This is a genomic window from Acinetobacter johnsonii ANC 3681 (genome assembly GCF_000368805.1).
In the GTDB taxonomy this organism is placed as follows: domain Bacteria; phylum Pseudomonadota; class Gammaproteobacteria; order Pseudomonadales; family Moraxellaceae; genus Acinetobacter; species Acinetobacter johnsonii.
In genome coordinates, this window is sequence record NZ_KB849708.1 from 73,194 (window position 1) to 88,875 (window position 15,682).

Here is a 15,682-nt window from a genome sequence, read left to right on the forward strand (position 1 = left end):
CATGCCACATCAACATACTGGCCTCGACAAAGCACAAGTCTTGACTGAAGCTTTGCCGTACATTCAACGTTTTGCTGGAAAAACGCTAGTAGTGAAATATGGTGGCAATGCAATGACCGATCCTGAGCTTGAGAGCTCGTTTGCACGTGACATCGTTTTGTTAAAAACCGTCGGTTTAAATCCGATTGTGGTGCATGGTGGTGGTCCACAAGTGGACTCGTTTTTAAAGCAATTGGGGCGTGAGTCTGACCGTATTGATGGCATGCGAGTGACTGATCCAGCGACCATGGAAGTGGTTGAAATGGTGTTGGGCGGTAGTGTGAATAAATCTATCGTGAACTTGATTAATCAACATGGTGGTCGTGCCATTGGTTTAACGGGTAAAGATGGTAACTTACTGCGTGCACAAAAGTTACTGATGGAAAAAACTGCAGAAGATGGCACGGTACAAAAAATTGATCTTGGCCTAGTCGGTGAAGTGACCAGTGTTAAAACTGATGTATTGGAAATGTTTACCAGTGGTGATTTTATTCCTGTGATTGCACCCTTAGGTGTGGATGAAGAGGGTAACACCTACAACATCAACGCGGATTTGGTGGCTGGAAAAGTGGCTGAAGCTTTAGGTGCTGAAAAGCTGATTTTGTTGACCAATATTTCAGGTGTTTTAGATGAAAATAAAAACCTGCTCACGGGTCTAACCACCCAAGAAGTTGACCGTCTCATTGAAACGGGCGTGATTTACGGCGGGATGATTCCGAAAGTGGGTTGTGCTCTAGATGCGGTGAAAGGTGGTGTGGTAAGCGCGCATATTGTAGATGGTCGTGTGCCACATGCAACGTTGTTGGAGATTTTCACCGATCATGGTGTCGGTACATTAATTACCAATCGCAGTAATAAACACTAAATATTTTGAAAAGCCTCCTCGGAGGCTTTTTTTAGGCCGATGCATTTTATAAAAATGGTTTTATGCGTGAATGTGTGTGGGTTTATGAAGCATTGTGAATTGCAAGCCCGTCTGGACTCATGCACAATAAAACCATCATAAATAAATATGTTTAAATAAGATCAAGATTATGTGCCAACTGCTCGGAATGAACTGTGCAACACCGACTGATATTACCTTTTCATTTCGAGGCTTTTCACAGCGCGCGGGGATTACTTCAGACCACTGTGACGGTTTCGGGATTGCTTTTTTTGAGGATAAAGCCTGCCGTTTATTCGTTGACAATCAATCTGCAGTTGAGTCCCCGATTGCTGAATTAATTCGTAATTATCCAATCAAATCACGCAATGTGATTGCACATATCCGCAAAGCGACACAGGGAAAAATTAACTTAGAAAACTCACATCCATTTAGCCGTGAGTTATGGGGACGACAGTGGATTTTTGCGCATAATGGCGATTTGCATGACTTTGATCCTGTACTGTCAGGACGCTTTACCCCAGTTGGCAATACCGACAGTGAACGTGCATTTTGCTATTTACTGGACCAACTGGTGAATAAATTTGGCTATACTGAGCCAAGTCTAGATCAAGTTTTTGATTTATTAACCGATGTTTCTCCACGGATTGCGGAGCATGGCACGTTCAATTTTTGTTTATCGAATGGACAAGCCTTGTTTAGTTATGCCATTACCAAACTGCATTGGTTGGTGCGTGAGTACCCATTTAAACCTGCGCAGCTGATCGATATTGATGTTGAAGTTGATTTTAGCCAAGTCACTACTGCAGACGATCGCGTGGCCGTGATTACTACCGAACCGTTGACTCAAAATGAAGCGTGGACGGCATTTTCACCCGGTGAAATGATTTTATTTCAATATGGCAAAGCGATCCGCCACCAAATGACCCATGTGGAGCGTTTAATCCGAGAAGCCAAAGATCCGTCTTTAAAACGCGTTACTAAAGCAGATCAATATTAATTTATTTCAAAATGATTAGAATATAAAAGCATGTTGATAATAATATAAAACATGCTTTTATTTTGATACATACTTATAAAATAATAAAATCGATTAAATAATAACTTATTCTTTTGGTCGGATTTAAATTTATTTACCTATTTAAAATATATACTTAAGTTTAATTTTGTGAAAATAGTATAAAACCAACCAATTTGATTCACTTTTATTTTTAATTATAGTCGATATGATTAATTCATGTAATTAATCTATTAATTTTTATTGGGTGGTCGGAATGATAATGAAGTGGGTTCCAGAATATAATACTGGTATCGATGTGATTGACGATCAACACCGTCGTATTCTTGATTATATCAATGAAATTGATGCGATTGATGTCAATACTGACCGTGAACGCGTGAAACAGATTTTAGAAAATATTATTGATTACACACAGTCTCACTTCACTTTTGAAGAGTCTCTCCAAGAAGAAGCGGGTTATAAATATCGTGTACCGCACAAACGTGTACATGATTTATTTATAAAAAAAATTGAATCTTATCGTGACCGTTTTGAGCTGGGTCATTCAATCGAAGCTGAGCTGCATGAAGTGTTGTCGAAATGGCTAATTAATCATATCCATCACGATGATGCAGATTATGTCGGTGCCGTAAAAGAAAATATGATGGGCATTATCAAAGAAAAAGAAAAGAAAAAAGGGAAAAATTGGTTTGCTCGTTTCTTTTCATAAGTGAGCCAAACGAGGGATAAAAACAATAAATTTTAATTATATTTAGCGCAGCAAATCATCAGTTTTGATGGTTTGCTTTTTGTTTTTGATTTTCAGAAGCGAGCAAGGCAAAATAGCGCAAGACTTATTGAAGGAACGCATCATGCAAGACAATGCTCTGTCACGATGGTTATCGCCGCTGATGGCATTTTGTTTATCATTTATTATCATTGCCACACTTGCACCCTTGGTGGGAATTCAGGTTGAACGTCAGCTCGACTTTTGGTTACTTTGGTTAGTGACCATGGTGATCTTGGCTTTACCTGTGTGTTACTTAGAAATTGCCTTAGCCAAGCGTTCAAAAACCACGGCATTGAATGCTTTGTCGAGTTTAACGCGTGATGCCGATGCTTCACAGACGTGGCGTCTTGTAGGATGGCTTGCTGTCGTCTTTATTCCTTTTTTAGCGGGCGGCATGTTGTCTAATGCTGCGCAATTATTAAATCAATATGCACTGGCCGATATGACATCGTCCGTGATCTTTATTGCTTTGGCTGTGGTTGCCATCGCGTTGTCTTTTGCCCCACGTCTGCTGACCTTAGCGTTAACGGCGGTCGGTGTGCTGATTTCCTTAGTGCTTGCAAACCTCTCTGGTACAGGAATTGCTGAGTGGCAGGTGACACCGGTTGAATTTTCAGAATGGGGCAGTGCAACGGTATTGGCTTTGGTGGCAAGCGGTTTAGGACTCGGCCTGTACTGGCAGAACAGTTTAGCTCAAGTTCAACAGCAAGATGCTGCAACCAAGACTGTTTTACCGATTTGGATTGCACAAATTTTGGCGGTAGTTGCTTTTGCATTTTTTGCAGTCCAAGCGGCATTACCTGCGTATGCGATTGCTTTAACTGCGGTTGCAGCGGCAGCCGTGTTGTTACAGATGGCACGTGAGCAGTTGGCACAGCGCCAGTTAAATATTGTGATTCAGTGGCTCGTGCTGCTTGCTGCAACTTTGGTGTGGTTAATTCCAGCCACTGGCCCGATCTTTAACATCTTACTGATGCTGTGGGGCTTAGTGATTTGTTTGATTTATGCCATTTTTGCCGGTTGGATTATGAAAATTAGCCATTTACGTAAGTCGATGAACTTTAGTAATGAAGCTTTTTATAATATTTGGCGCATTGCCGTGCGTGTGGTATTACCTGTTTCTATCGTATTGGCCATTGTAGCCGTACTTGGAAAACTGATTTAATGCGCATGCTTCAACAAGTCTGGGTTGCTTATGCAACAGCAGACCAGCAGTTTCATATTAGTGTGCCGTTTTCTGAAGGAATGACGGCGCAGGATGCGATTCAACTGAGTGGTATAGGTTCGCAGGTTGAATTGCCTGAGCCTTTACAATTGGGCATCTTTGGTATCCGTTTGAAAGATCTTCAACAGGTTTTGCAAGTAGGGGATCGTGTTGAAATTTATCGTCCTTTGAGCATTAATCCTAAAGATATTCGAAGGATACGTGCACAAAATAATCCTGTGGGTCGCTTTGCAAAAGGCAATCGCTTAAAACAATCGAAATGATATGAAAAACCCCTCAGTTGAGGGGTTTCTTTTTTAGAATAAGGCTTTATAGTGGGGGCGCGTTTAGAATCGCTTCTTTCGATGCTGGTAAGCCCGGCTGAGATGCAGGAATGGTTTCTAAGCCTTCAATTTTTTGGACAATACCGTTTGGGTCGAAATAGACTTTCAGGTGTTGACCTTGTGCAGCAGGAATCTTGGCTTTTTTAGCATACGTTCCTGGGGTATAATTGTAGATGTAGTCCCAACGTAGCGGATTCATTGGATCTGAAACTGTCGGGCTGCCAAGCAAAAAGCGAACTTGTTGATGGCTCATGCCAACTTGTATTTTTGACGCTTGTGCTTGAGTTAAGGGCGTACCTTGAGGAATATCAACTTTATAAACGCCCAAGGTCGAACAGCCTGCGAGCAGTGAAGTGACGAATAACGCCAACATGATTTTTTGCATTTTGCTACACTATCCCAAATTAATTATGATGCAATTGAGCCACGGATAGATCATACTGCATCTACACTTTGTTGCATATTCTAACTTTAAATTTGTTGAGAGACCTTTTTACATGCCAATTTCAAATCAAGATCTACGCAAAGCTGGACTTAAAGTTACACTTCCACGAATTAAAATATTAGAACTACTAGAAAATTCAAAGCAACACCATTTAAGTGCGGAAGATATTTATAAGACTTTACTTGAACAAGGTGAAGATGTCGGTTTAGCAACTGTTTACCGCGTGTTAACGCAGTTTGAAGCAGCGGGCATTATTCAGCGCCATCACTTTGAAAATAACCATTCTGTTTTCGAAATCATGCAAGACGATCACCATGATCATATCGTTTGTCAAAACTGCAACAAAGTGGTTGAGTTTAGCAACGAAGTGATTGAGCATGAGCAGCATGAAGTTGCTGAAAAGCATGGCTTTACTTTAACAGGTCACTCACTCAACCTATACGGTTACTGTGATGCTGCAGAGTGCCAAGAAGCACTGCGTAAAAAGTAATAACTTAGACCTAAAAAAGGGCTTCATGAGAAGCCCTTTTTTATTGCTTAGAGAAATGCTTAAGCTTGGCCGTCAAACGTGATGTTTGCACTGGCATGCAATAGACGATCACCGCCTTCTTCAGACAACTTGATTTGTAAGCGTAAGTCGTTTGGAGAGTCGGCGTGTTTCAGCGCATCTTTATAGGTAATCTGCTTAGCTTTGTACAAATCGAATAAGGCTTGGTCAAAGGTTTGCATACCGAGTTCACGAGAACGCTTCATCAGGTCTTTAATTTCGTGGATTTCACCTTTACGGATCAAATCGGAAATTAACGGTGAGTTAATCAAAATCTCAATCGCAGCGCGACGTGAATTACCGTCAGGTGTTGGAATTAACTGCTGAGCAACCATTGCTTTAAGGTTTAAAGACAAGTCCATAAACAATTGGCTATGACGGTCTGCTTCAAAGAAGTGAATAATACGGTCGATGGCTTGGTTGGCGTTGTTGGCGTGCAGCGTTGCAAATACCAAGTGACCTGTTTCAGCAAAGGCAATCGCATAATCCATGGTTTCACGGGAACGAATCTCACCAATCAGGATCACATCGGGTGCCTGACGTAAGGTGTTTTTCAGCGCGATTTCAAAAGAGTCTGTATCAATGCCCACTTCACGCTGGGTAATGATACAGCCTGCATGCTCATGAATAAATTCAATTGGGTCTTCAATGGTAATGATATGACCTTTCGAGTTTTGGTTACGGTAACCAATGATCGAAGCCAAAGAGGTCGATTTACCTGTACCAGTTGCACCCACAAAGATAATGATGCCACGTTTGGTCATGGCTAACTCTTTGAGTACAGGCGGGAGTTTTAACTCATCCATGGTTGGAATTTGCGTCTCAATTCGGCGCAAAACCATACCTGGCATATCACGCTGTTGAAAGGCACTGACACGAAAACGTGCAGTTTTATCCCGATTCATAATCGCGAAGTTGCACTCACGTGTGTCCGCAAATTCTTTACGCTGCTTGTCACTCATAATCGAGTTGAGCAGTTGCCCCGCGACATCACCCGTCAGCTTACCCTTAGCCACAGGCACAATTTGACCGTTAATTTTCATGGAGGGCTCAACATCAGCGGTGATAAATAAATCCGACGCTTTTTGTTGAATCATATAATTGAGTAAGTCGTTAAAGTCCATATCTATACCCCAAATCCATTGTTTTCTTATAAGAAGGTTTCAGGTTGCTTGGCAGCTGTACGCGCGGTCTGCGGACTGATCACTCCTTTGGTGACCAAGTTTTTCAGACTTTGATCCAGTGTGGTCATACCGTAGTTTGCACCAGTCTGAATAGCAGAATACATCTGTGCCACTTTGTTTTCACGAATTAAGTTACGAATGGCAGGAATACCAATCATGATTTCATGCGCGGCAACACGGCCACCGCCATTTTTCTTGAGTAAGGTTTGAGAAATCACGGCTTGTAGCGATTCAGATAACATGGCACGAACCATGTCTTTTTCTTCAGCAGGGAATACGTCAATCACACGGTCAATGGTTTTTGCCGCAGAGGTGGTATGTAGTGTACCGAAGACCAAGTGACCCGTTTCAGCGGCAGTGAGCGCCAAACGAATGGTTTCAAGGTCACGCATCTCACCCACGAGGATAATATCGGGGTCTTCACGGAGTGCAGAACGCAGTGCTTCGTTAAAACCATGTGTATCACGGTGCACTTCACGTTGGTTGATCAAACATTTTTTTGACTGGTGTACAAATTCGATAGGGTCTTCAACTGTTAAGATGTGGTCATAGCGGTTATCGTTAATATAATCGATCATTGCCGCCAAAGTGGTAGATTTACCAGAACCGGTGGGTCCTGTCACCAAAACCAAACCACGTGGCAATTCACACAACTCTTTAAAGGTTTGTCCTAAACCTAAGTCTTCCATAGTCAGGACTTTAGACGGAATGGTACGGAATACTGCACCTGCACCGCGGTTTTGGTTGAATGCGTTCACACGAAAACGAGCAATACTTGGAACTTCAAAAGAAAAGTCCGTTTCTAATTTTTCTTCGAAATCACGACGTTGTTTGTCATTCATGATGTCATAGACCAGTTTATGCACTTCTTTGTGTTCTAAAGCTGGTAAATTGATACGACGAACTTCACCATCGACACGAATCATCGGTGGCATACCTGCAGATAAGTGTAAATCTGATGCCCCGTTCTTAGCCGAAAAGGCTAGTAATTCTGTGATATCCATTATTTCCCCGAGTTCATTTAAATGCTAATTATTTTGATAGAATAATAAGGCTTTCAATCAACTTAACCAACAGTTTGTTGAAAGGCAAAGCAAAAAAGATGACCGAAATGAGACCCTCGTCAATGAATATCTTGCAAAATTCACGTCAACACGTGTTATCCCAAATTCAACAGGCCTGCGAAATTTCAGGTCGTGACGTGGAGTCTGTAGAACTTTTGGCGGTTTCTAAAACACATCCGAGCGAAGTGTTACGAGACATGTACGCTTGTGGTCAACGCGCCTTTGGTGAGAACTACCTACAAGAGGCTTTGCAGAAGATAGAGGCGCTACAAGATTTAGAGATCGAATGGCATTTTATTGGGCATGTACAACGCAATAAAACCAAACATTTGGCTGAAAAATTTGCATGGGTGCATGGAGTTGATCGTTTAATTATTGCAGAGCGTTTATCGGCGCAGCGTCTGATAACACAACCACCATTAAATCTTTGTCTACAGGTCAATATCGATGGTCAAGACAGCAAAGATGGCTGCCAACCTGATGAGGTTGCTGAGTTGGTAAAAAGTATCAGTCAGTTGCCTCACATTAAGCTGCGTGGTTTGATGGTGATTCCTGCACAGAACAATACTCAAGCCTTTAAGGCCGCGAAAGTGTTATTTGACCAAGTGAAAGAGCTGCATGTACATCCTGAAGACTGGGATACCTTAAGCATGGGCATGTCAGGCGATATGGTCGATGCGATTGCAGCAGGGTCGACTATGGTTCGTGTTGGAACCGCCTTGTTCGGAGCGAGAGATTATTCACAGCATTAAGTCTAAATAGGGCTTCTTGTGCTTAAAGGCAGTGAGAAGCGCTTAACTTACAATTATATAAAACTAATAGGCTGCTGAAAAAATAGGCTTAATTTAAACTCATGAATTGAACCGTCTATAGATTAGACAGATGAACAATGATTGCCTGACAACGATAAAAATTGCATTTAGGATGAAGCCAAAATGAAAAAACTCTATTTATTTATCTCCCTGCTTTTGAGCTTATTTGTGGCAGCTTGTAGTAGTACAAATACCAAAATGAGTGAGATGAGTGCGGAATCTACGGTTCAGAATGCTCAGGTCGCTAAAAGTGAAAAATTAGGCACCAAGTGGGGCGATGAGATTAGTTCAAACGTCACGGAAGTCAATTTAAAACGCTTATCCAGTAGCCCAATTGCTGAATCACAAGTTCGCTATGCCAGCAAAAAATATGTGGGTAAGGCCGTGAACAGTCTGTCATTGGCCGCTGGAAAAATCAGTTTTTCGATTGTAGATGATGCACAGCGTCCACTGCCTTTATTTCGAGATGGTCAGCAGTATTATTTATCTGGCAAAGATGGACAAAGTTATCAACTCAAATACCAAAACCATAGCAATAGCACATTTGAAGTGGTTGCCAGTGTCGATGGTTTAGATGTTATTGATGGACGTGCAGCATCACGTAGCAATTCAGGTTATGTGCTTCGTCCACAGGGGGAGTTGATTATTGAAGGCTTCCGTAAGAGTGACTCTGCGGTGGCATCTTTTACCTTTAGTCGACCTGAAGATGCCTATGCTGCAAACTCAGATCATGGTTCCATCCAAAATACAGGTGTGATAGGTACCGTGATCTACCCGCTACAGTCTGTGGCGACTACAGACAAAGCCGCAGATGCATCTAAATATGTACCTTCACCAAAAGCATTCCCAGCGGATTAAAGCATTCGTTTGGATCTCACAGGGAGCATTTACATCAAGTAGGATGCTCCCTTTATTTCTAACCGAGAGGTGGTGTCTTAAAACAAATCAAACTTTGACTTTCAAAAATCTGAAATTATCCCACCACCTCAATGGTACTGGCACCTGCGCCCAAAGCTTTGACTTGGATTTGCACAGGAATACGCTCATGCATTTCTTGGATGTGTGAAATCAGCACCACCTTACGTCCTTGATTTTGCAGTTGATCGAGAGCATTCATGACCATGTGCAGGGACGATGCATCCAAAGTCCCAAAGCCTTCATCAATAAATAGAGATTCGATTTTCATTGAGCCTGAGGCCATATTGGCAATGGCAAGAGATAGGGCAAGGGCAGTCAGGAAAGACTCGCCCCCAGAAAGTGATGCAACGGAGCGGATCTCTCCATCCATATCATGATCAATAATAGCCAGACTCAGCGAATGCTCTAAACGCTTTAAGGTATAACGCTGTGAGAGTTGGTTGAGCTGTTGGTTGGCATGTTCCAGTAAAATATCGAGATTATATTGCTGCGCATAATCACGGAATTTTTTGCCAGTGGCATCTCCCATGAGGCCTGAAATTTTCCCCCAACGGTGTTCTTCCTGTTGTATGGCTTGAATCTGATCTGCAAATTGCTTTTGTTTTGCGACATTTTGCTGATGCAATTCGATCTGAACTTTATATTGATCTCGTTGTTCAGCTAAAGTTTGCATATTTTCAACAAGTGTAGTGAGCTTAGAAATTAATATTTCAAATGCAATTTCAGGTTGATGCTCAATGTGTTGTTTGAGTTGTTCCTGAACGGTTCTAATTCCTGCTTGTAGATCTGCATAAGTACGTTCAACTTTTAAAATATCTTGTTTTAATTGCTGTTCTTGCTCGTGAGAAATCGTACTTAGTTGTTCTAACATTGCATACGTAAAATCAGTATTTTGGTTTAACCAGTGCTGAATATGGGTAGTCGCTTGCTCAGCTTGTTTTTGCAGTTGTGAGTTATGAGCAAGACATTCTTTTAGTATATTGTTTGTAATTTCAAAGTCTTGTCGGATTTGATCAAAACTTTGACGTGCATTTTTAAATTGCTTTTGTAAATATTGTTGGTTTTTATCAAAATTGGTTAACCATTCATGTGGCTTTTCAACGGTATTTTGCGTTATTTCAAAAATAACTTGGATTGCAATATCGCTATTTTTTTTGCCTTCAATGGTTAAATTTTCAATATGCTTTGCAGCTGAATGAATTTTTTCCTGACCAAATTTAATTTGCTGTACACATTGTTGAAGTTGTTGAGTAGTTTGATCGAGTTGTTTGTTTAGATGATTGAGTTCTTTTAATGTGAGCTGACGTTGTTGCAAGCAGTTTGAAACGTGTTCTGCGGTATTTAATGTAGATTGTGTCCACATTTGTTTTTCTGTGGCATTCAACAAACTTACGATATGCTGAATATTTGATTCAGCTTGTTGAACATTTGATAAATGCTGTGTGGTTTGTTGAATCGATTGTACAAGTTCATGACGTAGCTTTTGAGCATTTCCATGTGAAGCTAAACTGTCTTCAAACTGTTTTTGAGTTCGTTGAATATTCTCTTTTTGAGTCTGAATGATCTGAGTTAACACATCATGATTTTTTGAAAAATCAAAAGTGATATGAAGCGTTATAAGTTGATGTTCAAGCTCAGACTGGAGCTGTAGTCTTTGAGCTGTGAGAGTAGCCAGTTGTTTTGCATTTGCATCTATCAATACTGTTTGCTGAGTGAGTGTTGTTTGTAACTTTTGCCAAGTTTCAAATGCCACTTTTTCAAACTCAAGTGCTTGATGCTCTTGCTGTTCTTGTAGTTTCAATAACTCATCAGAAAAAGTTTCTTTTTCAGCATATGGGTGATGTGTACTGCCACAAACTAAACAAGGTTCACCATCGACCAAATCAGCTCTCAGTTTTTCAATATTTTTAGTATTCAGTAAACGTTGTTGTTGCAAGATTTTTTGCAGTCGTTCACGTGCGTTTTTTTGTTCTTGGTAATTAGATTCGGCAGTTTTTAATTCAGTTTGAGTTTGTATAATTTGCTGATTTAGCGTATTTCCCCAGCTTGTTAATTTGTGATGTTCAGCATCAATCTGTTGAAAGTTGTGCCATTGATGTTGAATCACATTGAATTGATTTAATTTTTGTACAAGCTGATCACGCTCGATGCCCAAGGTTTTGATTTTTTGATTAAGTGAATCATCTTGACCGAATTGTATGGTTATGTCCTCAAGCTGTTTCTGTTTTGCCAAAAGTTGCTGATTGGCATGTTGCACATCACCATAATTTTTTTCAAATAGAGCGTAACTTTGAATAAAGCGTTGAATTTGGGAGATGTGTGCTGAAAGGGAATCATCCAAAGAACCAAAATGATTGGATGTTTTTAACTGCGCCGTATGTTGAGAAATACTGAGTTGTAATTGTTTAAGCTGATTTTGAACTAATTGTTCCTGATCAAGATGGGGAGTCTGTTGATTCTCTAACTCTTTTATATCACTTTGAGCTTTACGAAGTTGCTCACCCAATAGACGGCGGTCTGCAATTCGATCACGCACCAATTTAATTTTGTCTTGATGCTGAGTCTCAAATAATTGTAGTTGATTGTGCTCAGTATCTATTTTTTCAAAGGCAAGTTTTTCAGTATTGTATTTCTGCTCAACAGTATTGAAATCTTGCTGTGCTTTGAACAATTGAGGTTGTAATTTGCCAAGATCAGTATTGAAATTCTTATGTTGAATGACATATGGGTGAATAGAAGCAAAGCGCTCAAGTTGGTGTAATTGTGCTTTTTGCGGAGCGAGTGCCTCAATATATTGTTGTTGAAGTTTCAATTGTTGCTGACGACCTTGAATATCAGCTTCTAGTTTTTGTTTTTGCTCAAACCATTGTTGTTGTTTTTCTAGTTGCGACTTTTGAGCTTCAAGCTGTTTATAATCCCTGTCGCACTGCTGGAACTGTGTCGATAATGCTGTGACTTGTTCATCGGTTAACAGTTCAATATGACCCAGCACATTTTCCAGTTCTTTGCGCTGCGTGGCGACGGATTTGGTTTTTTCATACGCCAGTTGACCAATTTTCCCAAAAATAGCGGAATTGGTCAGATATTCCAGCAACTCACCGCGTTCATTGTCCCGTGCTTTTAAAAAAACGGTGACCTCAGATTGGGCCAATAAAACGGCACGAGTAAATTGTTCAAAACTGAGCTGTGTGATGCGTTTGATATTTTCATCGACGGCTTTGGCTTTATCAGCAACCACAACACCATCGGTGACACATTTTAAAGAACGCTGCACACTTTGCAGTTTGCCGTCTGCTTTTTCCCGCGAACGTTTTAATTCCCAACGTGCGATATAGCGCTTTTGGTCTTGTGCAATAAAGCAAAGCTCTGCATAACCATGTGCAGTGCCACGACGCAGAACGGTCAATGGGGAGTTGGTGAGCAGCTCTGAGCCATCGACATCTTGAAGTTTCCCATCACTGTCTTTTAACCGTGGAATACGGTTAAATAGGGCCAAACACATGGCATCTAAAATGGTGGATTTACCTGCGCCTGTTTTCCCTACAATGGCAATCAGACCTGCACTGGCTAAGGGATCACTTTCAAAATCAATCAGATGTTCCCCAGAAAGTGAAGCAAGGTTCTTAATTCGAATTGATAAAATATTCATACTAAACCTTTAAGCCTCGTGTTCATCTGCAAGGGATTGTTCTGCTTCATGCATTAAGCTCATGAAATCGTTTAACACTTCTGCATCATTGTGATAACCCTGTTTTTCCCAAATTTGCTGAAACAGTTTTTCTGGTGTAGGCGGTTCTAAACTTACTTTAGCAGGTGCATTGCGGTCTTGCTCAGTCGCTAAATATTGACGTGAAATACGGACTAAACGATAACGGTCTTTGGGGAGAGCCTCTTCGAATTGTTGTCTTAAATTGGGCTGCGGTGGAACAGTAGTATGGTATTCAATATCGACATATTCACGTTGATCAATCTCTGGGATGATGCCTTGAGGCAATGCTTGCAGCTTTTCCAGTACTTCATTTAATTCACCGCGTATTTTATGCAGTTGAATGCTTCGTGGTATCGCTAAAACATTCAACTGAAAACGGGAGGAATCGTTTTGTGTGGGATCAAGTGTCACTTCAACCACTTGATGCTTATAGTTAATTTCACTAAAAGATAGTGGAATTGGGGAGCCACTATAGCGAATATGCTCTTCACCGACTTTTTGCGGTTTATGCAAATGCCCGAGTGCCACATAGTCAATGATTTCATCAAATAATGTCGTGGAGAGTGCTTCTTCATTCCCAATTACAATAGGACGCTCAGAGTCAGAGGTTTCGCCGCCTTGCATATGTGCATGAGACATTAAAATCAGGGCTTGATCCGTTGTTTTTCGAGCTTTAGCCTCGGCGATCAATTGTTGATGCAAATAGGCAATCGCGTTTTGGCTATTGGTGGTGTGTTCATTAAAGCCTGTAATTTCAGCAGGACGTAAAAAGGGCAGGCTCAGACACCATGCCACAGTATTTTGTTGCTCATCTAAAATTGGCACCAATAAGTGCTCAAGATCGATCTGCTGTTGACTATTTTTATGAATTACTCCCACCGCTTTGGCATTGTATTTGGCCAATAACGGTTCAACTTGTTCAATGCGGTAGCCTGAGTCATGGTTGCCTGCAATCATCAGGGTTTGCATATGCGGTGCACGTGCATGCGCATCTGCTAAGAACTGATAGAGTTGCTTTTGTGCGGACGATGCAGGGTTGATGACATCGAAAATGTCTCCTGCAATCAAAAGCGCATTTGGCTGTCTTGCACTGATTTGTTCCAGTAACCATGCTAAAAACTGTTCATGTTCATACTGACGGGAATGGTTATAAAAAAACTGTCCCAAATGCCAATCAGATGTATGAAAAAAACGAACAGCCATAGATCCCCCAAGCTCAAAGCGCAATAGAGCTATAAGCTAACATAAATCAAAATTATTCGATGGATAATTGTCGCTACGGCGACAACCTCTGACCTGCAGTTGAGTGCCTATTGTTAAGTTAAACTCTACAGAGAAATCAGTGAGTGTTTATGTGAAAAAGAAAGTGATGGGTTTATTTGATTAACACTATAGTAAATAGATAAATTATGATTAAAAAATGTTCTTTTAATAGGGTATTATGTAATTCTATGAAATTGTATATCGTGTCATAGTCATAAAGGAAATGTGCAGCTCGTTCACGGATTCAATTTTGAGACTTTATAAGAATGATTTATGCAGAATGTCTAAAAAATAAGTCATGTATTGAGTAGGACAGGGTATAAGGAGAACGTAACTATGTCTGATTCTATTTTCAATTCGCCCCGTATTGTCAATGATCTGGTGTATAAGACGCTGATTGAATCAACACTTGCTATTCCTTGGAGTATTGATTGGGAAACCAAAACGTTTAGTTATATTGGCCCACAAATTGAAAAAGTGTTGGGTTGGAAGCAAGACTCGTGGAGAACAGTCGAAGATTGGGCGATGCGAATGCATGAAAATGATCGTGCATGGGTGGTTGATTTTTGTGTGGCGCAGTCGATTTCGGGGGTTGATCATGAAGCAGACTATCGCGCACTGACCATCAATGGAGAATATATTTGGATTCGCGATGTGGTGCATGTAGTGCGAAAACCAGACGGGGAAGTCGATAGTTTGGTTGGATTTATGTTCGATATTTCGGAGCGTAAAAAACAGGAACAAGAATTAGAAACACTGAAAAAGCAACTGGAAGAATATTCTTATCAAGACGGTCTAACGGGGATTGCCAACCGCCGCTTCTTTGAAGATAGCTACCAACGTGAATGGCTCAATGCGCAACGTGAACAGCAACCACTGACCATCATGTTATTAGACATCGATTATTTTAAACAATACAACGACTATAATGGCCATATTCTCGGTGATGCTTGTCTGAAACAGATTGCACAAATACTGAAAAAAAGTGTCTCACGTCCACGTGATTTGGTGGCGCGTTTTGGCGGGGAAGAGTTTGTTTTGATATTACCCGATACCTCACAAGCGTCTGCAATTGAAGTGGTGGAGCGTATTTTACAGAGTATTCGAACCGCTGATATTTGCCATAGCTCATCGCCATTGGATCAGCGTTTATCGGTCAGTTTAGGGGTGAAAACCATTATCCCAACCCAGAAAAATGACAAAATGGCCTTTTTAAAAGAGGTCGATCAGAATCTGTATTTGGCCAAAGAGCAGGGACGTAATGGTTATGTCATTCAGGATGCAGAAGACGTCCAGCACTTAAACTCATATTAACTTTTAAGGGCTTCTTCATCTATTGAGGTGGGGGAGCACTGAAAAATCAGTCCTCAAAAAAATAAAGACCGACGATTCGAGTGATGATGAAATCGTCGGTCAAAGAAAACTGCTTCACGCTTAAATGTCGGCTGCTGACAACATTTAAATTTGGAGCCAATCTTAT

The 15,682-nt window shown here is 40.9% G+C and carries 14 protein-coding genes; 9 read left to right on the forward strand and 5 right to left on the reverse strand.

Annotation, left to right across the window (positions count from 1 at the left end):
- The first annotated feature begins 1 nt into the window (after position 1).
- The 5 genes from argB (at position 2) to F946_RS15330 (ending at position 4,200) form a co-directional block, all read left to right on the forward strand.
- A complete protein-coding gene (argB, locus tag F946_RS15310) occupies positions 2 to 904 on the forward strand; it encodes an acetylglutamate kinase (protein ID WP_004984290.1) in 903 nt (300 codons plus the stop codon).
- Between the two features lie 169 nt (positions 905 to 1,073).
- On the forward strand, positions 1,074 to 1,922 hold the full coding sequence (locus F946_RS15315) for a class II glutamine amidotransferase (protein WP_004984292.1): 849 nt from the start codon (positions 1,074 to 1,076) through the stop codon (positions 1,920 to 1,922).
- Positions 1,923 to 2,196: 274 nt separating this feature from the next.
- Positions 2,197 to 2,652 carry a bacteriohemerythrin gene (locus F946_RS15320; protein WP_035327235.1) on the forward strand — a complete coding sequence of 152 codons (456 nt, stop codon included), beginning with the start codon at positions 2,197 to 2,199 and terminating at the stop codon, positions 2,650 to 2,652.
- Between the two features lie 142 nt (positions 2,653 to 2,794).
- Positions 2,795 to 3,877, forward strand: a complete 1,083-nt coding sequence (locus tag F946_RS15325) for a hypothetical protein (protein ID WP_004984296.1) — start codon at positions 2,795 to 2,797, stop codon at positions 3,875 to 3,877.
- Entirely contained in the window at positions 3,877 to 4,200 is a 324-nt protein-coding gene (locus tag F946_RS15330) for an RnfH family protein (protein ID WP_004984298.1), read from the forward strand. Before F946_RS15325 ends, F946_RS15330 begins: the two co-directional genes overlap by 1 nt.
- Before the next feature lie 46 nt (positions 4,201 to 4,246).
- Here the strand turns inward: F946_RS15330 and F946_RS15335 are convergent, their stop codons facing one another.
- On the reverse strand, positions 4,247 to 4,645 hold the full coding sequence (locus F946_RS15335) for an outer membrane protein assembly factor BamE (protein ID WP_004694868.1): 399 nt from the start codon (positions 4,643 to 4,645) through the stop codon (positions 4,247 to 4,249).
- Positions 4,646 to 4,757: 112 nt separating this feature from the next.
- On the opposite strand from F946_RS15335, the gene fur reads away from it, so the two are divergent.
- Positions 4,758 to 5,195, forward strand: a complete 438-nt coding sequence (gene fur, locus F946_RS15340; RefSeq protein WP_004694866.1) for a ferric iron uptake transcriptional regulator — start codon at positions 4,758 to 4,760, stop codon at positions 5,193 to 5,195.
- A 59-nt stretch (positions 5,196 to 5,254) separates the two neighbouring features.
- Here fur and F946_RS15345 read toward each other — a convergent pair whose 3' ends face one another.
- Together F946_RS15345 and F946_RS15350 are read right to left on the reverse strand one after the other, a co-directional pair.
- The gene (locus F946_RS15345) at positions 5,255 to 6,376 is read right to left on the reverse strand and encodes a PilT/PilU family type 4a pilus ATPase (protein WP_004984301.1); all 1,122 of its coding nucleotides are present in this window, start codon (positions 6,374 to 6,376) and stop codon (positions 5,255 to 5,257) included.
- Positions 6,377 to 6,402: 26 nt separating this feature from the next.
- Complete coding sequence (locus tag F946_RS15350) at positions 6,403 to 7,440, reverse strand: type IV pilus twitching motility protein PilT (protein WP_004694862.1); 1,038 nt, start codon at positions 7,438 to 7,440, stop codon at positions 6,403 to 6,405.
- A 122-nt stretch (positions 7,441 to 7,562) separates the two neighbouring features.
- On the opposite strand from F946_RS15350, the gene F946_RS15355 reads away from it, so the two are divergent.
- Together F946_RS15355 and F946_RS15360 are read left to right on the forward strand one after the other, a co-directional pair.
- Positions 7,563 to 8,252: a YggS family pyridoxal phosphate-dependent enzyme gene (locus tag F946_RS15355; RefSeq protein ID WP_004984309.1), complete on the forward strand. Its 690-nt coding sequence runs from the start codon at positions 7,563 to 7,565 to the stop codon at positions 8,250 to 8,252.
- Positions 8,253 to 8,435: 183 nt separating this feature from the next.
- Positions 8,436 to 9,170 (forward strand): hypothetical protein, encoded by a 735-nt coding sequence (locus tag F946_RS15360; RefSeq protein WP_004984311.1) that lies wholly within the window; start codon positions 8,436 to 8,438, stop codon positions 9,168 to 9,170.
- A gap of 115 nt (positions 9,171 to 9,285) precedes the next feature.
- Here F946_RS15360 and F946_RS15365 read toward each other — a convergent pair whose 3' ends face one another.
- Together F946_RS15365 and F946_RS15370 are read right to left on the reverse strand one after the other, a co-directional pair.
- Positions 9,286 to 12,879 carry an AAA family ATPase gene (locus F946_RS15365; protein ID WP_004984313.1) on the reverse strand — a complete coding sequence of 1,198 codons (3,594 nt, stop codon included), beginning with the start codon at positions 12,877 to 12,879 and terminating at the stop codon, positions 9,286 to 9,288.
- 9 nt (positions 12,880 to 12,888) lie between these two features.
- The gene (locus F946_RS15370; protein ID WP_004984315.1) at positions 12,889 to 14,142 is read right to left on the reverse strand and encodes an exonuclease SbcCD subunit D; all 1,254 of its coding nucleotides are present in this window, start codon (positions 14,140 to 14,142) and stop codon (positions 12,889 to 12,891) included.
- Between the two features lie 396 nt (positions 14,143 to 14,538).
- Here F946_RS15370 and F946_RS15375 point away from each other — a divergent pair, with 396 nt between their 5' ends.
- Positions 14,539 to 15,516 (forward strand): GGDEF domain-containing protein, encoded by a 978-nt coding sequence (locus tag F946_RS15375; RefSeq protein WP_004984317.1) that lies wholly within the window; start codon positions 14,539 to 14,541, stop codon positions 15,514 to 15,516.
- Positions 15,517 to 15,682: the final 166 nt, after the last annotated feature.